This is a genomic window from Neorhizobium galegae bv. orientalis str. HAMBI 540 (genome assembly GCF_000731315.1).
Lineage (GTDB): Bacteria > Pseudomonadota > Alphaproteobacteria > Rhizobiales > Rhizobiaceae > Neorhizobium > Neorhizobium galegae.
In genome coordinates this window covers 412,233-431,053 of record NZ_HG938354.1, presented here as the reverse complement: position 1 = coordinate 431,053, position 18,821 = coordinate 412,233, and the positions used below count along the sequence as shown (strand labels likewise).

The following is an 18,821-nucleotide window of genomic DNA, read 5'->3' as shown; positions in this document are numbered from 1 at the left end:
CCCCGAGTCAACTCCAAAGAAGAGGCAAATCATTGCCGGAACTGCCCAATAATTCATCAGGAGTGATCAAGCTGACGGAATTGTCGTTGCCGCTCTATGAAGTGGTCAAACGACAGATCACCGAAGCGATCATGCTTGGCAAACTGGAACCGGGTGCGGTTCTGCCGAGCGAAGTGGCGCTGTCGCAGACCTATGGCGTGGCCGTGGGCACCATCCGACGGGCGCTGATGGATCTTACCAATGACGGCCTTCTCAGCCGCCGTCGCAAGACCGGCACAGTCGTGACCGGCCGCAAGCCGCAGCACAGCCTGCGACTGTTTTTTCAGTATTTTCGACTGCACGGTCTGGATGGTTCGCTCAGCAAATCGGTCACGAAGGTGACTTCGCTCGACAGGAGCGGTGCTTCCGCGGCCGATGCGCGAAAACTTCAGATCGACGAAGGATCGCCGACCGTCACCTTCCACCGGGTGCGTTACGTCGACGAGCGGCCGATCATGCACGAGACACTGACGCTTTCCCGCGAACGGGTCCCCGACTTCCCCGAAAGGCCGGAGGAAATCCCTCAGCTCTTCTACCTGCATCTGCTGGAAAATTATGGGATCCGCATTTCGGCCATACGCGAGCAGATCGGTGCCGATCTTGCGAACGATTCCGATGCCCGGTGGCTGGATCTGGCCCTACCCGCTGCCGTTCTCACGATCGACGAGGTCGCCTATGATCAACTGGCGGTCCCGGTTCTCATCTCCGCCCATCGCGCAACGACCGCACACCATAGGTATGTCAACGAGGTTCAATGAGAATGTGGCCGTTGACGGTGGTGGACGACCATCCTGAACGGGAAGTCGTCCATCCTGTCGCCGTCAGTTCTCCAATGCCTGCATGACGAGATGGCTGTCGACATATTGGACCATGGTGGCGATCTTGCCATCCGATACGCGGTAGAGATGGGCAAAGCTCGCGGTCATAGACTTGCCGGTTGCCTTGTAGGTCCCTGAATAGACGCCAAATGCAGCGACCCGATCGCCGTCCTCCAGATAGGTGTGGACTTTGGCGCTGTAGCCGATCCATTCGGTGGCGAGCCTGTGGAAGACACCGGCAATGATGGCGTCTATGCCGACATAAGTACCGGCATAGGGAAAGCCTTCGGCTTCTGTCCATGTCGCATCAGGCGCCAGGGCCGCAACAAGGTTGCGGCCATTATCTTCCGAGGCGCCCTCATACGTGGCGCGGATGAGATCGAGATTTGCACCCATGACCGGTCAGCCCCACTTCATCTCGCCGGTGGCGACCTTGGAGCCGATGTCGAGCGCAATGCCCATGCCGAGACCCGGGAAGCGCGCTTCCATCGCCGCCTTGAGTTCGGCCGAGCCCTTGGCCTTGGCGAGTTCTTCCTCGAACGCCTTCAGATAGGCGAGTGTATGCGCGACACCTGAAAGGTCGCTCAGTGCTTCCGGGGTCATATGGCCGGCGACCACGATTGCCGGTTTGCGCGCTGCGATCTTCTCGAGATTGGCGATCCAGGCGGCCCGCAATTCGGCGCTGTTGGTGTCCGCAGTCCAGACATGGACGCCATTGAAGATCAGCACGCCGCCGAAGACCGCGTTCAGCGACGGGACGAAGAGATAGCGCCGATTGGATAAGCCTTCGGCTTCGACGATCTCGATCGTCTCGCCATCGACGGTCAATGCGCTGCCCGCGAAGGCTTCCGGCATGACGACGTCGGCCAGCGTCTGCGGGCCGTTTTCCTTCAGCTGCGGCCCCCAGACGGCCAGCTTCTTCTCGATGCTGTCCTTGATGGCAGTGACCGTAGCCGGTGCGGCAATCACTTTCGCATCTGGGAAAGCCGTCTTGATCGGCCCAAGGCTGAAATAATAATCCGGATCGGACTGGCTGATGTAGATTGTCGTGAGCGTCTTGCCAGTCGCCTTGATCGCGTCCGCCAGAGCCTTGCCGTCTGGGAGCGTGAAGCCGCCGTCGATCAGTACGGCTTCCTTCGCACCGGAAACCAGAACGGGAGCGCGGAAAAAGCCGTTCTGTCCGGCGGGGAAATGCTTCCAGGTCAGGGTTCCGGCTGCATGGCCAAGTCCTGCAGGCGCAAAAACGGCGGTGGCGCCGGCGGCGAGAGTGGTTTTCATGATCGTTCTCCTTGTAAACATGGAATGTCTCCGGTGTTTCGTTCGCTATCTGAGACTGAGAGATGACGGCCTTGCAGGTTTCACCTCTCCTGCCTCGCTCCTTGTGAAGCCAAAGATGACACGGCGAGATAGAACGAAGAAGACCAACAAATACGACAGAATGTATGCTAGAAGTTGACAGTCACGCGGGGGCTTTCATGCAAGAAGCGAGAAATCTCAACCGGCTCGCCTATTTTGTCGCTGTCGTCGACGCGGGATCTTTCACCCGGGCGGCGGAGTATCTCGGCATCACCAAGGCAGTCGTCAGCCAGCAGGTTGCCAGGCTCGAACAGGAGGTCGGCACCACGTTGCTGATGCGCACGACGCGGCGGGTCCAACCCACCGAAGCGGGGCAGATGTTTCACGCCCGTTGCGTGTCGATCCTCAGAGAGGCCGAGGATGCGTTGGGGGAACTGGCTCAAGCCAGGTCGGAACCCAAGGGCCTGTTGAGGATCACGGCACCCTACGACTATGGCACGTCGGTGGTCGTGCCTTTGGTCACCGCCTTCACGTCCCGCTATCCGGATTGCAGGGTGGAACTCAATCTCAGCGACAGGATGGTCGATCTGGTCTCCGAAAACATGGACCTTGCCATTCGCGTCGGGTGGCTGGCTGACTCAAGCCTCCAGGCCAGACGGATCGGCTTCTTTCGCCAATATCTTGTCGGCCCGCCTCAGTTTGCCGCACGAATAGCGGAATTAAACGGGCTCGCCGATTTGCCCGCCCTGCCCTTCGTTGCCAATAACGCGCTACGAGAACCTTTGGAATGGACGTTTACGCGCGGTGATCAGGAGGCACTCACGGTGCGGTTCAAGGCGGCCATCGCGATCAATACCACGCCGGCGGTCATGGAAGCGGTAAGGCAAGGTGGCGGATTGTCCGTGTTGCCGGATTTCCTCGCGACCGCTGACTTGGCCGATGGACGCCTTCTCCACGTCCTGCCTGAATGGCAGCTGCCGTCGGGCGGCGTGTTCACGGTCTATCCGGCTGCACGTTTTCGCCCGCCTAAGGTTTCCGCATTCGTGGACATGCTGATAGCGGCGCTGAGAACGGAAACGCCGCCCGTGGAATAGGCAGATGGACACTTGACAGATTTTTCAATTAACCCATAGTAGAAATTGGTCAGACAATCTGACCGCTTGCGCATCAGGGAGTGGTGCGCTCGGAGGAGTTCGATGTTCGTGGCCTTGGAGCCGCGCCGGCTTTATCGCCAGGTTGCGGAGCAGATTCGTGTGCTGATCGATACGGGGGAGCTGAAGCCGGGTTCGAGGCTTCCGCCCGAACGAGAGCTTGCCGAACGATTTTCCGTTTCCCGGCCGACGGTCCGCGAGGCTCTGATCGTGCTCGAGGTCGAAGGCCGGATTCAGATCCGGATGGGATCCGGCGTCTATATCAGCAGCGCCCCAAAGCAGCCCGCTGGTGTCCTGCCAAACGACGAAGGAGGCGGGCCCCTCGAGATCCTTCAGGCCCGCTGCCTGATCGAAAGCAGCATCGCGGAAGAGGCCGCGCGTCTGGTGACGCCCGACGGCATCGCCCGCATCGATCTGCTTTTGGAGCGCATGGAGCAGTCGCTGGACGACGGCCCGGTTGCTCTTGCCTGCGACCGCGATTTTCACACGGCGATCGCCGACATCATCGGCAATTCGGCCCTGAAGCACTTCACCGGGCTGATCTACGATACGCGGATGTCGCCCTATTTCACGAAGCTCGCCAGCTATTTCGAAGGGCCGCACACATGGAAGCTGGCGCTTGAGGAGCACCGCGTTATTCGTGACGCCATTGCAGCCGGAGACCCTGCCGCCGCACGCGAGGCCATGCGCCGTCATCTGACGCTGGCGCAAAAGAGATTCTCGGAAAGCTTCGAGGAGGAGCAGACCAGGGAAGACTGACCGTCCATCATTGCGATGGGGTCGACCATACAGTTCCGTTTCACTGGGAGGAAAGAATGAAACACCGACTGAAGACATTGCTTGGCGCCGCCGCAGTCATCATTGCATCGACGCTTTCGGCGCATGCCGAAACCGTGCTGAAATGGGCTCATGTCTATGAGACATCCGAGCCTTTCCACACCGACTCCGTCTGGGCCGCCGGCGAGATCGCCAAGCGGACCAACGGCCGCTACAAGATCGACGTATATCCGGCTTCACAGCTTGGAAAAGAAGCCGATATCAACCAGGGCCTCAAGCTCGGCACCGTGGATATCATCATCTCCGGCTCCAGTTTTGCGGCGCGCGATTATAAGCCGATCGGCGTCACCTATTATCCCTATATCTTCCGCGATGCGAGCCACCTGATCGCCTATACCAAGAGCGACATCTTCAAGCGTCTCGCCAAGGGCTATGAAGACAAGACCGGCAACCATATCGCCGCCGTAACCTATTACGGAACGCGCCACACCACATCCAACAAGCCGATTTCCAAGTGCGCCGACCTGCAGGGCGTGAAGATGCGCGTGCCGGATGTTCCAGCCTACCTCGCCATGCCGCGGGCCTGCGGCGCCAATACAACGCCGATCGCCTTTGCCGAAGTTTACCTCGCCCTGCAGAATGGCACGGTCGACGCGCAAGAAAATCCGCTGACCACGATCGAGGCGAAGAAGTTCTATGAGGTCCAGAAGAATATCGTCCTGACCGGCCATATCGTCGACCACCTCAACACGCTGTTTTCGAAGAAGCTCTGGACCAGCCTGTCCGATGAGGACAAGAAGATCTTCTCCGACGTCGCGCAGGAAGCCAGCGTGCGTTCGTCGAAAACGATCGACGCCCGTGAAAAGGAACTGGTCGACGAGTTCAAGAAGAAGGGCCTGACGGTGACGGAAGTCGACAAGGCAGACTTCCTGAAGAACGTCGTCGAAAAGGTCAAGCTCGAAGAGTTCGGCTATGAAAAGGCCGACTGGGAAGCAATCCGCGCAATCAAGTAAGCCCGTGGCGCGGTCTGCGGGCCGCGCCTGTTCGACAATTCCTTCCATTGCGCATGGGACCTGCCGTGTTGGCTGGTCACCAGGCGGGCCCGCCGCACCTTTCTGAAGGCTGCGGCGGCTCGCCCGGCGGCGAACGTTTTCCCGGTGCAGTGAGGTTCATATCCGGACAGGATGCTATCGATGTCAGCGTCGCAGGAAATTCATACCAAGGTCACGCCTGAAGAACTTGCCCATACATTTGACGAGGCGCCAGCCGAGGCCAATCTCAGCACCTATGCGTTCGAGGACTGGATCACCCTGGCCCTTTTCTGGTTGATGACGGGTTGCGTCTTCCTTCAGTTCTTCACACGCTACGTGCTCAACAACAGTTATGCCTGGACAGAGGAAATCGCCGTCAACTGCCTGATCGGCGTGGTGTTCCTGGGAGCTGTGATGTGCGTGCGCACATCACGCCATATCCAGGTGGATGTCCTCTATCATTATCTGCCCGCCCGCGTGACCCGCGTGATGGCGACGGCGGTGGATCTCATCCGCATCGGCTTCTTCCTCTACGGATCATGGCTGATGTGGCGTTACATGGAGATCGTGTCGGACGAGGAGATGGTGACGGTGCAACTGCCGCGCAATATCGTCTTTTATTCCGTGCTTGCCGCCTTCGTGCTGATGCTGCTGCGCTCGATCCAGGTCTTCATCGCCAACATGCGCCGGGGTTACTCCGTTCTGGAGCGACCGGAAGCTTTCCAGAGCGTGGAGGATTGACGCCATGTTGCTGCTCATAGGCTCGTTTCTTGTCCTGATGCTGATCGGACTTCCGGTCGCCGTCTCCATGGCCGTGTCATCGGTCCTGTACATTGTCTTCTATGACGTCGCGCCCGACATCATTGCCGCGCAGCGGCTGATTGCCGGCGTCGAAAGCTTTCCGCTGCTGGCAGTTCCGTTCTTCATCCTCGCCGGCAACCTGATGAATATCGCGGGCGTCACCGGCCGCATCTACGCCTTCGCCGTGGCCCTTGTCGGCTGGATGAAGGGTGGCCTCGCGCAGGTGAACATCATCGGTTCGGTGGTGTTTTCCGGCATGTCGGGCACGGCCCTGGCAGATGCCGCGGGCATCGGCACCATCGAGATCAAGGCCATGCGCGATCACGGCTATCCGGTGGAAGCGGCCGTCGGGGTTACCGCGGCCTCTGCCACGCTCGGGCCGATCTTTCCGCCATCGCTGCCCTTCGTCATCTACGGCATGATGGCGAATGTCTCGATCGGCGCCCTGTTCATGGCCGGCATCGTGCCCGGCGTCGTCATGACGGTGCTGATGATGGTCACCGTCGCGATCTTTGCCTATGTCAAACGCTGGGGCTCGGATGCCCCGTTCAGCATCAAGGGCCTGATCGGCGCGTCGTCGGAGATCCTCGTCGTCATGATGGTCCCGGCCACCATCTGGGTTCTGCTCACGCTCGGCCTATCGCTCAACGTTGCCATTTTCATTGCACTGGCCGTGCTGCTGATGTGTGACTGGTATTTCAACTTTTCCGCCGTAATGGCGCTGATGACCCCGGTCATCCTGATCGGTGGCATGACCATGGGCTGGTTTACGCCGACGGAAGCAGCCGTCGCGGCCGTTCTCTGGTCGCTGTTCCTCGGCATGGTGCGCTACCGGACCATGACATTCAGGACGATCGCAAAGGCGACTTTCGACACGATTGAAACGACGGCATCGGTCCTGTTCATCGTGGCCGCAGCCTCCGTGTTTGCCTGGCTTTTGACGGTCAGCCAGACGGCGCAGCTCCTGTCGGAAGCGATCCTCTCCATCACCAGCAACAAATGGCTCTTCCTCATCCTGGTGAACCTGCTGATGCTGTTCGTCGGCTGCTTCCTCGACACGATCGCGGCGATCACCATCCTCGTCCCGATCCTGCTGCCGCTGGTCAAGCAGTTCGATATTGATCCGGTGCATTTCGGGTTGATAATGACGCTGAACCTGATGATCGGCCTCCTGCATCCGCCGCTCGGCATGGTGCTCTTCGTTCTGTCGCGTGTCGCGCGACTGTCCGTCGAGCGCACGACGATGGCGATCATTCCCTGGCTGGTGCCGCTCATCATCGCCTTGCTGCTGATCACTTTCATTCCGGCCATCACCCTCTGGCTGCCGACGGAGATGGGACTGATCCGCTGAAACCCGGTCCCGTACTGCTTCTGAAGCGTACGGGGCACGATCTCTCCGATAGAGAAAGGCATCCAAGCATGAAGACGCGCGTCGCTCGTCTCCACGGTATCCGTGACATCAGGATCGAAGATCTTGATTACCGCACGCCCGGCCCGGGCGAGGTGCTGCTGGCCATGGCGGCGGGCGGCATCTGCGGCTCGGACCTGCATTATTACCAGGATGGCGGCTTTGGGCCGGTGCGGGTTCGCGAACCCATCATCGCCGGCCACGAGGCTTCCGGCTTCATCGAAGCCTTGGGCGAAGGGGTTTCCGGGCTCGAGCTCGGGCAACTGGTGGCAGTCAATCCGTCGCAGCCCTGCGGCCATTGCCAATACTGCCGGACCGGCCAGCCGATCCATTGCCTCGACATGCGTTTCATGGGCTCGGCCATGCGCCTGCCGCACGAAAACGGCATGTTCCGTGAAAGGCTGGTCGTCCCGGCCATCCAGTGCCATCCGGTGGGACGTGACGTGTCCCCGGGCGAGGCTGCCTGTGCGGAGCCGCTTGCGGTGTGCCTGCATGCCGTCGCCCAGGCCGGAGACCTGTCGGGTCGCAACGTGCTGGTCACGGGGGCAGGTCCGATCGGGCTTCTGACGGTTGCCGCAGCCCGGCACGCGGGCGCCGCCAGGATCGTGGTGACGGATCTGGCCGACGCGGCCCTGTCGCGGGCGCCGTCCATGGGAGCGACCAAGACGATCAACGTGGCCTCCAATCCGGACGGGCTTCTCCCCTTCCAGGAGAACAAGGGCAGCTTTGACGTGGTGTTCGAATGCTCGGCCTCGGGGCCGGCCCTGCGCTCGGCGTTTGCCGCGATCAAGCCGCGCGGAACCCTCGTCCAGGTCGGCGTAACCGGTGACATGACCATCCCGCTCAACGCGCTGGTCGGCAAGGAGATCGTCTGGCGCGGCTCGCAGCGTTTCCACGCGGAATTTGCCGAGGCGGTCGATCTGATCGCCACGCGGCGCATCGACGTGCGGCCGATCATCTCGCACAGTTTCCCGCTTGATGCGGCGACCGCCGCTTTCGAGCAGGCCGAGGACCGTTCCAGGGCCTGCAAGGTGCAGATCACATTTAAACAAACTGACAAAGCGTGAAGGACGAGACATGAGACATACGTGGCGCTGGTTCGGCCCGGTCGACAAAGTGAGCGTAAGAGACGCGGCGCAGGCCGGCGCGGAAGGCATCGTTTCGGCGCTCCACCACATTGCGACCGGCGAGGTCTGGCCGGTCGACGAGATTTCCAGGCGACACGAGGAGATCAAGGCCGGTGGCCTGGTGTGGGATGTCGTAGAGAGTATTCCGGTTTCCGAAGACATCAAGACGCAGACCGGCGACTGGAAACGCCATATCGCCAACTGGCAGGAAACGCTGCGGCGTCTGTCGGCCTCCGGCATCCGCACGGTCTGTTACAATTTCATGCCGATCCTCGATTGGACACGCACGGACCTGCGCTGGGACACCCGCCATGGCGCCAAGGCCATGCGGTTCGACCTGACGGATTTTGCCGCCTTCGATATCCATATCCTCAAACGCCCCGAGGCCTGCCGCGATTACCCGGAATGGCTGCAGCAGGGTGCTGCAGAGCGGTTTTCCGAGATGGCGGATGCGAAGATCGCAGCCTTGGGCAAGAATATCGGGGCGGGGCTGCCGGGCTCGGCGGACGGCTATACGCTCGACCAGCTGCTGGAAAAGCTTCGCTCCTACCAGGGTATCAACCGGGAACGGCTGCAGCAGAACCTCGTCGACTTTTTAACTGAAGTCACGCCCGTGGCGGAAGAGGTCGGCATCAACATCTGCGCTCACGGCGACGATCCGCCCTGGCCGCTGCTCGGCCTTCCGCGCATCCTGTCGACCGAGGCCGATTACGCACATATGCTGGATCAGGTCGGCGCGCGCGCCAATGGCGTAACGCTCTGCACCGGCTCGCTTGGCGCCAGGCCCGATAACGATCTGTCCTTGATCGCCTCACGCTTTGCCGACCGCATCCATTTCGTGCACCTGCGGAATGTGACACGGGACACCGATACGGTCCCCTGCTCGTTCTTCGAGGACGAACATCTGGAAGGCGGAACCGACATGGTTGCGGTGATCGCCGCGCTGCTTTCGGAAGAGGCCCGTCGGCGCGAGGAAGGCCGCCAGGATCACCGCATCCCCATGCGACCGGATCACGGGCAGGAAATCCTCGACGACCTGACGCGCGGAGCTCAGCCGGGCTATCCCGCCATCGGACGTCTCAAGGGGCTGGCGGAACTTCGCGGCATCGAGAGAACTCTGACACATGCCCGCTACGGCTTGCAGGCATGATCATGAGCCACCGGTTCGGCATCGCATGTTTCCAGCCGATGTCCGGCGGTTTTTATGGATAAGCGGTCGAGCCGTCCGGCTTGCGGGTGATCTTGCGCTCCCAGTGAATGTAATCGTCCTTGGCCAAGACTTTTTCGTCGATCTCGATACCCCAGCCGGGGCGATCCGGGCGCAGGTTCATATATCCGTCCACCGGCATATACGGGTCGAGCGCCCAGGGCGCATGCACATGCGGCTTGAACTCCAGGATCTTGAAATTCGGCTGGGCGGCGCAGAAGTGGATGTTCACCGCGGTTGCGAGCGGCCCCATCGGGTTATGCGGTGCAACGGTGACATAGTGGGCTTCCGCGATCGCCGCGATGCGGCGCATTTCGCTGACGCCGCCGACGACGCAGATGTCCGGCTGGATGATATCGGCGCCGCGGGCGGAAAGCAGCGCCAGGAACTCGAAGCGGTTATAGAGAGATTCGCCGGTTGCCAGCGGCACCGTTACCTTCGACTTCAATTCCGTCCATGCGGGAATATGTTCAGGCCGGATCGGTTCTTCGTAGAAAAGCGGATCATAGGGCGCGATCGCGGCCGCCAGCTGGACGGCCTGGTAAGGTTCGTAGATCTTCGCATGCGCATCGAAGGCGAATTCGAAATGCGAAGGGGTGATCTCGCGGATCTTGCCGAAATAGTCGCCCGTTTCCTTCACCAGTTCGCCCCAGCGGCTGTTGTGAAGATCGCGGCGATAGGGGCTCAGCTTGAACGCGGTATAACCGTAGTCTTCATGGAGCTTGAGCGTCTGATCGAGCGCGTCCTGCGGATCGGGCGCGGTATAGACGCCGCAATAGACGCGGACGCGGTCACGCACATTGCCGCCGAGCAGCATGTAGACCGGCAGACCCGCAGCCTTGCCGGCGATATCCCACAATGCGTGATCGATTGCAGAAATCGCGGCAAGGCCGAGCGCGCCTGGAGGAAAACGGCACTGTTGGTTGAGCTTGAGGACGAGGAATTCCACGCGGCGCGGGTCTTCTCCCTCGATCTGGTGGAAGAAGTAATCGAGAAGCGGCGGAAGCGCCCAGTCGGGGCCGTGATTGTAGCATTCGCCCCAGCCGGAAATGCCTTCGCTGGTCTCGATCTTGAGCAGCAGGCGAGGACGGTCGTCGACGCGCTGCATGTATGTCTTTATTCCGGTAATATGCACCTTTTGTTTCCTCCTCAGGCGGCGAACGTTTCGGTTTTGATGCGATCGACAATGCCGCGCAGGATCCGCCGCTCATCGTCGTTGAGAGCGACGACGCCCGGAATGCGCACCGGACCGACATCGGTGCCGAGCATGCCGAGTGCTTCCTTCACCACCGTCACGTTGGCGCCGTTGTTGTATTTCGTGCGCAGCGTTTCGAAGCCGGCAATGCCGTCGATCAATTCGCGCGCCGTCGCATAATTGCCCGCCTCCAGCGCCCGATGGATGGCGTGCGAGCGCTCGGGGAATACGTTGACGAGACCCGAGGTGAAGCCCTTGGCGCCCATGGCGTAGAATGCCGGCGCCCAGCCTTCCGCCAGACCGCAGACCCAGATCGCGGGAGCGTCGCGGGTGGCTCGAATGACTTCCGCCAGCAGCATCAGGTTCGACGACGCGAACTTGATGCCGGCAATGTTCGGATGCAGGGCGAGTTTGCGAAAATCCTCGACCGAAAAGCCGTCGCTGCGCACATAGGCGATAACCGGTACGGTGCAGAACTCCGCCAGTTCCAGGAAATAGCCAGCCTGATAGGACGGCCCGGCAAACGGGTCCATGGGATGATGGCCCATGATCGCATCCGCACCTTCGGCAATCGCGTCCTTGGCAAGCGCCTTTGCTTCGGTCAGCGAGCGACCGACGGCGGCGCTGACCAGCGACTTGCCCTCGGCGGCCTTGATCGTGGCGGCATGCACCGTGCGGACTTCGTCCATGGTGAGCGTGAAGAACTCGCCGGTATTGCCGGCCGCCATCAGGTTGTGAACCCTGGCAACCGCCAGGCGCCTGATCAGCGCGCCCAGCTTTTCGACGTCGACAGTCCCGTCTTGCCGGTAAGGCGTCACCGGAACACCGGAAATACCGGTCAGCGCCTTTCTTACAGTCTGAAGCCTGTCATTCACGTCCGATATCCTTTTTGCTGCCGAAAACGATGTTCAAATAGGTTTCGCCGGAGCGCACGACGTGGTTGCGCATCTGCCGCTCGGCGAGATCCGCATCACCGGTGACGATAGCCTTGGCGATGGCGATGTGTTCTTCAAGCGCCTTCTGACGCTCGGCGGGATCCATGTGGATGACGCGGCGGATGCTGGCGTCATAAAATTGCTGCCGCTCGATCAGTTTCGCCAGATAACCGCAGCGGGAACTGCGGTGAATGTGTTCGTGGAATTGCTCGTTGAGGGAAACGAGGCTGTCCGCATCCGCCGAGGTGGTCGCCTTGGCCATCAGGTCGGCTATTGCCGTCAGCTCGGCGCCGGCAGGCTTGCCGATGCGCTTGGCGGCCAGGTGCGCAATCATCGATTCAAGCGCCGCGCGGGCAAGAATCATCTCCTCCGCCCAACCCATATCGAACCGGATGATCACGCCGCGCCGGGGCAGAGCCTCGACCAGGCCCTCCGTCTCGAGTTGCCGCAGCGCTTCCTTGATCGGCGTGGTGCTGACGCCGAATTGTTCGGCGAGGCTGCGCTCGTTGACCTTCTGCCCCGTCGCGAACCGCCCCGCGAGGATGGCGGCCCGCAAGGTGCGATGGACGTGATCGCGCACCGTCATCTGAAATTTCGGGTCGATCTTCGCAAACGCGTCGGACCGTGGGCTTCCAGTGGGCTCAGGAATCATTTTTCGCGAAATCCGTTGACGAGGCAGTGAGAGTGCAGGGCCTGATATACCAGACTTCAGATCTATGTCGATACGATTTGAGGAACCCGGAGGAAGCTTTTTATGCTCAGACTGTTGGTTTCCACGCGGAACTGAGCTCGCCACTCACGGGCGAACGCGGCGACCCGTCCATAGGAGCCGGTAAAGCCGAGAACCACCAGATCGGCATGAAGCTGCTTCAGTGTTCGGCGCTGCTTGCGCGAGACCTTCCGGCCTCGGTCTTCAGCCAGCCAGCAAGTTTGGCGGCAAAAGGATCAAGCTTGCTCGGTCGTTCCGGTACCGTGAACGTCGGCTCGATCGTACCGGCACTCAAATACTTCGCGATCGTGTTGCGTGACAGCCCAGTGCGCCGGCTGATCTCGCGGATCGACTGCTTCTCGCGCAGCGCCATCCGACGGATGATGTTTAAAAGTCCCATGTGGATCACTCCGTTGCCCCCGTCGCTCTCCGCGTTGGGGGAAGGTTCACATGGCTCAATTCTCAATGGAAATTATGCGCCTAACCGGCTCAGTTCTGCGTGGAAACCAACAGCCGTGCTCTTACCCTGGACATGGTGCACATCTACCGTCCTCGCCTTGCATCAGAGACTGGCCGACCTATCGCGAGCCAAGTTAGAAAGAAGGTGTAAGGTTCGCTATTTGTCTCCGGTAGCCGAAAATGCAACCTTGGGGAGCAAAAACTTCTTATGCATAAGTCTTCGGGATGTCGCCCTCGTGTCATACTCCCAGTCCGCGGAATGCGAGTTCTTCCTCTCTCGCCTCGCACGCGACATCTGTAACTACAGCGCAATCAGACGCTCGGCGGTGAACTTGTCAGTCACCAGCATATCTATCACTCCGACCCGCAACGCGCCCGCGATGGCCGCCGTTTTCTTGGAGCCTCCCGCAAGAGCGATGACCCGATCCACTCGCTCCAAATCCTCGAGAGGAAGCCCGATAACGCGCTCGTCCAAGGGAGTCTTGACCGCCTTCCCGTCCTTGTTGAAAAAGCGGAGGGAAATGTCGCCGACGGCGCCCGCCTCAGCCAAGTCTGCTAGCTCACGGGTGGAGAAGATGTTCCCGGAACGGGCAAGCAGTTCCGACGGTTCCACTGCTCCGATCCCGACGATGGCCAGCGTGATGCTGCTGAACAAATCAAGGGTCTCGCGAACGAAAGGATCGGACTGCATCAGCAGCTTTGCCTCTCGGGAGGTGGTCACACCCTGCACTGGAAGGAGCTTCGGCTCCGCCCCCGTCAATCTGGCCAGCCGCGTGGTGAGCTGAGTCGCATGGGTCTGCACCGAAGGATCACCCATGCCGCCCAGCGTCTGCACGACATACTTCGCCTGGGCGCTCTTCTGGGGGTGGATATTTTCCACCATCTTGAAGATGGTCTGGCTCCAGCTCGACACGCCGATTATCTCTCCGGGAGCAAGCGTCACCTCGAGAAGATGCGCGGCCGCTTCGCCGATCCGAGCCATGATCGCACCGTCCCGATCTTCCGTGCATTCGACGACGACGGCCTCGGGAAGGTTGAATTTTTCACGGAGACTCGCCTCGATCTCTATATATGTCCCAACGGGCGGTATGACACTCGTCCGGACAATGTCCTCGCTTTCCGCGCGCTTGAGCATGCGGGACACCGTCGCCTGGGAAAGGCGAAGGTGGTGAGCGATCTCGGCCTGCCGCCGCCCCTCGATGTGGTACATCTGCGCGACCCTTGAAATGAGGCGGAGTTCGTTCAGGCGAGCCATAGTTGGATCCTAGCATGAATTTTTATTCAGCTTTATCCGGCGGAAGCGCCAAGGTCGAGCGTGCAATCGCGTCTTTCCAGTTATTCAAGAGCGGTTGCCTGTCGATTGTGTCCGGCCTGATGACGCGCGTGCTCCGGGGAAGGCGCCTAATCGTCTCCAGGTCTGACCAAAGACCAAGGGAAAGCCCCGCCAAGTAGGCGGCGCCCAAGGCCGAAGCCTCCGGCGCCTCGCACTGGATCACCGGATGTTCGATGAGGTTCGCCACGCTCTGCATCAGGAAGCTGTTCTGGCTCGGACCGCCGTCGACATAAAGCGCGCCCAGCTCCCCACCACTCTGCTCACGCATCACGGCGACCACGTCGTGGACCTGCAAGGCGATCGAGTCTGTCACCGATCGGGCCATCTGCGCGCGGGTTGTGCTGAAGTTGATCTGCGAGAAAAGTGCGCGGGCGTCGGAGTTCCAATGGGGCGCGCCGAGCCCCACGAACGCAGGAACGAAACCCGGGCCATTCGGCTCCGCCGTCGCTGCCAGCTCGACAAGAGCCGCGACATCTGGAAGACCGAGAATTGCCGCCATCCAGGGGAGACTCGCAGCGGAGACGAGAATGTTGCCTTCGAAGGCAAAGGACGGTCTTCCACCAATGCGCCACGCAACCGTGGTCGTGATACCTTTACGCGGAGCAATGAACCGGGGAAGCGTCGTCATCACCGACGATCCTGTTCCAAAGGTCACTTTTCCATCGCCCGGCTCGAACGCGCCGTGACCGAACAATGCCGCGTGGCTGTCTCCTATCGCTGCCCTGATGGGTGTGCCGTCAGGAACACCCATAAGCCCTTGCGTGACACCAAAATCGTCCGAGCTGTCGAGCACCTGAGGAAGCAGCGCGATGTCAACGCCGAAGACGTCACCAAGTTCTTCACTCCAATTTTGCCGCCCAAGGTCGAACATCTGGCTTCTTGCTGCATTCGAGGCGTCGCAGATGTGCTTGCGGCCACCAGTCAGGCAGTGAATAAGCCAGCTGTCCACGGTGCCAAGTCGGACTACACGTCCGGGCGGTGCACGATCAAGAAGCCAGCGGAGCTTAAAACCCGGAAACATGGGATCAAGTGGAAGGCCGGTCAACGCCTGGACCTGCTCGAGGCGCCCCTCCCCGATCAGCCGCCGGCAGTCTGAGGCGGTCCGCCTGCATTGCCAACTGATCACAGGACCCAGCGGTTCTCCCGTTGCAGCGTCCCAAGCCGTCACCGATTCTCTCTGGTTCGATATTGCGACGGCTTCGATGGCAGAAGGCGGCGACGCCTTCAGGCACCCTTCAACTGCCTCGCAGACGGACGCGTAGATCCGCCTAGGATCCTGCTCTACCCAACCCGGCTGCGGATACGCTATGCCGACGGAAGCGGAGCCACGGGAAATGACCTGCCCCTGCTCGCTGACGAGGATTGCCTTCGAATTCGTTGTGCCCTGGTCGATCGCCAGAATTGACCGCATATGGTCCTCCCAAATCGGAATCCGGGGCGCAGCTGGCCGTCCCGGCTTCCCTATGCAATATGCTACTTACGCTTGATCAACGCCTGTGCTGCGTCCGCAATCGCCACAGGCGACATCCCGAATTCATCGAGCAGGAATTCGGCGGATCCGGTCGGGGCGTAGATGCCTGGAACGCCAAGGCGCTTCATCGGAACCGGAGCATAGTCGACAACCACTTCGGCGACTGCGGACCCCAAACCGCCAAACACCGAATGCTCTTCGGCTGTGACGATCGCACCCGTCTCCCTGGCAGCCTCGATGATCGCCGCTTCGTCGATCGGACGAACAGTCGCCAGGTTGAGCACCCTGGCACTGATGTTTCGCTCCGCCAGAATTTCTGCCGCCTTGACCATCCGGTGGGTCAGGGTGCCGTTGGCGATGAGAGTGACATCCGATCCCTCCCGAAGAAGATTTGCCTTGCCAAGCTCGAACTTGTGGCTTTCCGGAAGCAGATCGGGAACGCCGACGCGCGACAGGCGCAGGAAGCATGGCCCCTCATACTTCGCCGCCCACTCAATCGCTGCCGCAGTCTCTATGCGGTCGCAGGGAGCGATGACTGGAAGGTTTGGAAGAACGCGGGTCCAGGCGAAGTCCTCGATGGAATGGTGGGTAGGCCCCAATTCGCCGTAGGCCATTCCCGACGAAATCCCTACGAGCTTCACATTTGCGTTGGAGTACGAGATGTCTGCCTTGATTTGTTCCAAGGAACGCCCTGTCAGGAAGGGAGAAGCCCCACAGACGAAGGGGATGCGCCCACCGTTGGCGAGACCTGCGCCAACGCCGACCATGTTCTGCTCCGCGATACCCACATTTACCAGCCGCGCCGGGAACCTGGACTTGAAGCCTCCCAGTTTGGAAGAGCCGACAGAGTCATTGCAGACAGCGACCACAGTCTCGTCTTCGGCCGCGAGGCGCTCGAGGGTTGCGGCGAAGGCGTCGCGGCAGTCGTACAGTTTGGGGGAATTTACCGGCGCGTTCATCAAATTGCCTCCAAGAGTTCTGCGATCGCGATATCGTACTGTTCCTTGCTCGGCACCTTGTGATGCCAGTCGACGCGGTCCTGCATGAACGAGATGCCCTGCCCCTTGTTGGTATGGGCCACGATGCAGTGCGGCCGCGACGTCCGGTGTTCGAGTGCCGGCACAACCTGGTTCATGTCGTTGCCATCGATCTCGCTCACCTCCCAGTCGAAGGCCTCCAGCTTCGGACGGAGCGGTGCAAGGTCGTTGGTGTCGGCGAGCGATGCGCCCTGCTGAAACCTGTTGTGGTCGATGATCAGCGTGAGGTTGTCCAGCTTGAACTGAGCGGCAGCCATGATCGCCTCCCAGTTGGAGCCTTCCTGCATCTCCCCGTCGCCGGTGACGACGTAGGTGTGGTAACCTGCCCCGGACAGCTTTGCGGCCTTCGCCATTCCCACTGCAACGGGCAGGCCGTGCCCGAGTGGTCCGGTGTTTGTCTCCACGCCGGGAACCTTGTTGCAGTTGGGGTGGCCGTTCAGGCGCGAATGGGGCTTCAGGAAGGTCGAGATTTCGTCTTCGGGAATGAAGCCCCGCTTTGCCAGGGTGACGTAGAGCGCGCAGGCCGTATGGCCCTTCGAAAGAACGAACCGGTCCCGGTCGGGGTGCTTCGGCTGGTCGGGCCAAACTTTGAGCACGCGAAAATACAGAGCAGCGAGGATATCGATGACCGACATCTCGCCGCCGATATGGCCGGCGCCCGCCTCGAAGACTGCCTGAAGATCGCGTAGCCGAATGTCGCGAGCAACGCGCTCAAGTTCAGTGATATTCATTTTATCCTCGCGTGCATATTTATTCATTTGCCAATATTTTTGCACAAGCTCGAAGATAGTCAAGCCTTAAAAGCCCCTCCGCCAACCTGGCGCCCCGCCGCAAAATATGTTGACACCTCTTTTGCAAGTTGTTAATGAATTTTCCAGCAGGCATGAATATTTATTCCCGTCACAACGTTGGCCATAACCTAGACTTGGGGAGGAAAAATGGTGGCGCTTGAAATCCATCAACAGCGGCGTTTATCCGGCAGTTGGCTCAGCAAGCTGAAGGGAGCGACCGGTCCACTTGTCGGGCTGCTCGCACTCTGCATCTTTCTGAGTTTCAGCACGGAAGCCTTCCTGTCGGTCCGGAACGGTCTGAACATCCTCGACCAGATCACGGTTCTCGGCATCATGGCGGTGGGAATGACCTTCGTCATTCTCATTGGAGGCATTGACCTGTCAGTAGGGTCGGTGCTCGCGCTCGCAATGATGGTGATGGGCTGGACGGCAAATGTAGCAGGCCTTCCGTTGCCCCTGGGGATCGCTCTCGGCCTGCTTGCCTCAGCGGTTTCAGGACTGATCGTTGGGCTGCTTGTGACGGCGTTCAGGGTTCCTGCCTTCATCGCCACGCTGGCCATGATGTCGGCTGCTCGCGGGGTGGCGAACATGATCACCGACGGCCAGCAGATCGTAGGATTTCCGGACTGGTTCATGATGCTCGCGATCGACCGTCACTTCGGCGTCCTGACTGCGACCGTCTTCCTCATGCTGGCAGTCGTGCTCATCGCGTGGCTCTTTCTTCACTTCCGCTCCGAAGGCCGGATGATCTACGCGGTCGGCGGGAACCCCGAGGTCGCGCGGCTTGCCGGCATCAATGTTCAGCTTGTGACGGTGGCCGTCTACGTCGCGAGCGCCATCCTGGCAGGACTTGCAGGCATTGTGCTGGCCGCTCGTCTCGACTCCGTTCAACCGTCGAGCGGGTTCGGTTATGAACTGGACACCATTGCGGCGGTCGTTATCGGTGGAACTTCACTGTCCGGTGGTGCGGGCGGCATTGGGGGCACGCTGATCGGCGTCCTCATCATCGGAGTTCTGCGGAACGGCCTCAACCTTCTCAACGTCTCGCCGTTCCTGCAGCAGGTTATCATCGGTATCGTGATCGTGCTTGCCGTTGGAGCAGAGACCATTCGTCGGCGCCGCGCCTGACGATTGAGTCCGCCGATGGCGGTCTCCACCCATTCCGGCTTGAGAGGTTCGAGCCGGATAGTGCCCAGAGGGGGAGGACCTACCCGAGGGTTTCACCTAAAACGGAGG

The 18,821-nt window shown here is 60.5% G+C and carries 18 protein-coding genes and 1 pseudogene; 9 read left to right on the top strand and 10 right to left on the bottom strand.

Translation table 11 applies throughout. The annotated features are described in order from the left end of the window. Positions 1-32: 32 nt before the first annotated feature. Positions 33-797, top strand: coding sequence for a GntR family transcriptional regulator (locus RG540_RS24605; protein WP_041364434.1), 765 nt, complete (start codon positions 33-35; stop codon positions 795-797). A 63-nt stretch (positions 798-860) separates the two neighbouring features. Here RG540_RS24605 and RG540_RS24600 read toward each other — a convergent pair whose 3' ends face one another. Next, positions 861-1,253 carry a nuclear transport factor 2 family protein gene (locus RG540_RS24600; protein ID WP_041364432.1) on the bottom strand — a complete coding sequence of 131 codons (393 nt, stop codon included), beginning with the start codon at positions 1,251-1,253 and terminating at the stop codon, positions 861-863. A 6-nt stretch (positions 1,254-1,259) separates the two neighbouring features. Next, on the bottom strand, positions 1,260-2,156 hold the full coding sequence (locus tag RG540_RS24595) for an MBL fold metallo-hydrolase (protein ID WP_174479303.1): 897 nt from the start codon (positions 2,154-2,156) through the stop codon (positions 1,260-1,262). 176 nt (positions 2,157-2,332) lie between these two features. Here RG540_RS24595 and RG540_RS24590 point away from each other — a divergent pair, with 176 nt between their 5' ends. The 7 genes from RG540_RS24590 to uxuA all read left to right on the top strand — a co-directional run bounded on the left by RG540_RS24590 (position 2,333) and on the right by uxuA (position 9,598). Beyond that, a complete protein-coding gene (locus RG540_RS24590) occupies positions 2,333-3,247 on the top strand; it encodes a LysR family transcriptional regulator (protein WP_041366280.1) in 915 nt (304 codons plus the stop codon). 102 nt (positions 3,248-3,349) lie between these two features. Next, entirely contained in the window at positions 3,350-4,063 is a 714-nt protein-coding gene (locus tag RG540_RS24585) for a FadR/GntR family transcriptional regulator (protein WP_041364427.1), read from the top strand. Positions 4,064-4,119: 56 nt separating this feature from the next. Further along, on the top strand, positions 4,120-5,094 hold the full coding sequence (locus RG540_RS24580; RefSeq protein WP_040124394.1) for a sialic acid TRAP transporter substrate-binding protein SiaP: 975 nt from the start codon (positions 4,120-4,122) through the stop codon (positions 5,092-5,094). A 180-nt stretch (positions 5,095-5,274) separates the two neighbouring features. After that, on the top strand, positions 5,275-5,853 hold the full coding sequence (locus tag RG540_RS24575; protein ID WP_041364424.1) for a TRAP transporter small permease: 579 nt from the start codon (positions 5,275-5,277) through the stop codon (positions 5,851-5,853). A 4-nt stretch (positions 5,854-5,857) separates the two neighbouring features. Then, positions 5,858-7,264, top strand: a complete 1,407-nt coding sequence (locus tag RG540_RS24570) for a TRAP transporter large permease (RefSeq protein WP_041364422.1) — start codon at positions 5,858-5,860, stop codon at positions 7,262-7,264. Between the two features lie 68 nt (positions 7,265-7,332). Then, the gene (locus RG540_RS24565) at positions 7,333-8,388 is read left to right on the top strand and encodes an L-idonate 5-dehydrogenase (RefSeq protein ID WP_041364419.1); all 1,056 of its coding nucleotides are present in this window, start codon (positions 7,333-7,335) and stop codon (positions 8,386-8,388) included. A gap of 10 nt (positions 8,389-8,398) precedes the next feature. Continuing rightward, positions 8,399-9,598, top strand: a complete 1,200-nt coding sequence (uxuA, locus tag RG540_RS24560) for a mannonate dehydratase (RefSeq protein ID WP_041364417.1) — start codon at positions 8,399-8,401, stop codon at positions 9,596-9,598. 52 nt (positions 9,599-9,650) lie between these two features. On the opposite strand, the gene RG540_RS24555 is transcribed toward uxuA, so the two are convergent. The 8 genes and pseudogenes from RG540_RS24555 to RG540_RS24520 form a co-directional block, all read right to left on the bottom strand. Next, positions 9,651-10,790 (bottom strand): mandelate racemase/muconate lactonizing enzyme family protein, encoded by a 1,140-nt coding sequence (locus RG540_RS24555; RefSeq protein ID WP_041364415.1) that lies wholly within the window; start codon positions 10,788-10,790, stop codon positions 9,651-9,653. Positions 10,791-10,804: 14 nt separating this feature from the next. Next, positions 10,805-11,725 carry a dihydrodipicolinate synthase family protein gene (locus RG540_RS24550; protein WP_041364412.1) on the bottom strand — a complete coding sequence of 307 codons (921 nt, stop codon included), beginning with the start codon at positions 11,723-11,725 and terminating at the stop codon, positions 10,805-10,807. Beyond that, positions 11,718-12,437, bottom strand: a complete 720-nt coding sequence (locus RG540_RS24545; protein ID WP_041364409.1) for a GntR family transcriptional regulator — start codon at positions 12,435-12,437, stop codon at positions 11,718-11,720. The genes RG540_RS24550 and RG540_RS24545 overlap by 8 nt, the downstream gene beginning before the upstream one ends. A 131-nt stretch (positions 12,438-12,568) precedes the next feature. Further along, positions 12,569-12,894, bottom strand: a pseudogene (locus RG540_RS24540) (IS21 family transposase); the annotation flags it as partial. 360 nt (positions 12,895-13,254) lie between these two features. Next, positions 13,255-14,208, bottom strand: a complete 954-nt coding sequence (locus RG540_RS24535; protein ID WP_041364406.1) for a sugar-binding transcriptional regulator — start codon at positions 14,206-14,208, stop codon at positions 13,255-13,257. A gap of 22 nt (positions 14,209-14,230) precedes the next feature. Next, a complete protein-coding gene (locus RG540_RS24530) occupies positions 14,231-15,697 on the bottom strand; it encodes an FGGY family carbohydrate kinase (protein WP_041364404.1) in 1,467 nt (488 codons plus the stop codon). 62 nt (positions 15,698-15,759) lie between these two features. After that, complete coding sequence (locus RG540_RS24525) at positions 15,760-16,716, bottom strand: transketolase family protein (protein ID WP_041364402.1); 957 nt, start codon at positions 16,714-16,716, stop codon at positions 15,760-15,762. Next, a complete protein-coding gene (locus RG540_RS24520) occupies positions 16,716-17,525 on the bottom strand; it encodes a transketolase (protein ID WP_041366279.1) in 810 nt (269 codons plus the stop codon). Before RG540_RS24520 ends, RG540_RS24525 begins: the two co-directional genes overlap by 1 nt. Before the next feature lie 207 nt (positions 17,526-17,732). Between RG540_RS24520 and RG540_RS24515 the strand changes: the two genes are divergently transcribed. Continuing rightward, positions 17,733-18,713: an ABC transporter permease gene (locus tag RG540_RS24515; protein ID WP_041364400.1), complete on the top strand. Its 981-nt coding sequence runs from the start codon at positions 17,733-17,735 to the stop codon at positions 18,711-18,713. Positions 18,714-18,821 lie beyond the last annotated feature (108 nt).

Bases quoted from the DNA above. Each gene is read 5' to 3' on its own strand.
- RG540_RS24600 (WP_041364432.1), bottom strand. From the start codon at position 1,253: ATGGGTGCAAATCTCGATCTCATCCGCGCCACGTATGAGGGCGCCTCG.
- RG540_RS24595 (WP_174479303.1), bottom strand. From the start codon at position 2,156: ATGTTTACAAGGAGAACGATCATGAAAACCACTCTCGCCGCCGGCGCC.
- RG540_RS24590 (WP_041366280.1), top strand. From the start codon at position 2,333: ATGCAAGAAGCGAGAAATCTCAACCGGCTCGCCTATTTTGTCGCTGTC.
- RG540_RS24585 (WP_041364427.1), top strand. From the start codon at position 3,350: ATGTTCGTGGCCTTGGAGCCGCGCCGGCTTTATCGCCAGGTTGCGGAG.
- RG540_RS24580 (WP_040124394.1), top strand. From the start codon at position 4,120: ATGAAACACCGACTGAAGACATTGCTTGGCGCCGCCGCAGTCATCATT.
- RG540_RS24575 (WP_041364424.1), top strand. From the start codon at position 5,275: ATGTCAGCGTCGCAGGAAATTCATACCAAGGTCACGCCTGAAGAACTT.
- RG540_RS24570 (WP_041364422.1), top strand. From the start codon at position 5,858: ATGTTGCTGCTCATAGGCTCGTTTCTTGTCCTGATGCTGATCGGACTT.
- RG540_RS24565 (WP_041364419.1), top strand. From the start codon at position 7,333: ATGAAGACGCGCGTCGCTCGTCTCCACGGTATCCGTGACATCAGGATC.
- uxuA (WP_041364417.1), top strand. From the start codon at position 8,399: ATGAGACATACGTGGCGCTGGTTCGGCCCGGTCGACAAAGTGAGCGTA.
- RG540_RS24545 (WP_041364409.1), bottom strand. From the start codon at position 12,437: ATGATTCCTGAGCCCACTGGAAGCCCACGGTCCGACGCGTTTGCGAAG.
- RG540_RS24535 (WP_041364406.1), bottom strand. From the start codon at position 14,208: ATGGCTCGCCTGAACGAACTCCGCCTCATTTCAAGGGTCGCGCAGATG.
- RG540_RS24530 (WP_041364404.1), bottom strand. From the start codon at position 15,697: ATGCGGTCAATTCTGGCGATCGACCAGGGCACAACGAATTCGAAGGCA.
- RG540_RS24525 (WP_041364402.1), bottom strand. From the start codon at position 16,716: ATGAACGCGCCGGTAAATTCCCCCAAACTGTACGACTGCCGCGACGCC.
- RG540_RS24520 (WP_041366279.1), bottom strand. From the start codon at position 17,525: ATGAATATCACTGAACTTGAGCGCGTTGCTCGCGACATTCGGCTACGC.
- RG540_RS24515 (WP_041364400.1), top strand. From the start codon at position 17,733: ATGGTGGCGCTTGAAATCCATCAACAGCGGCGTTTATCCGGCAGTTGG.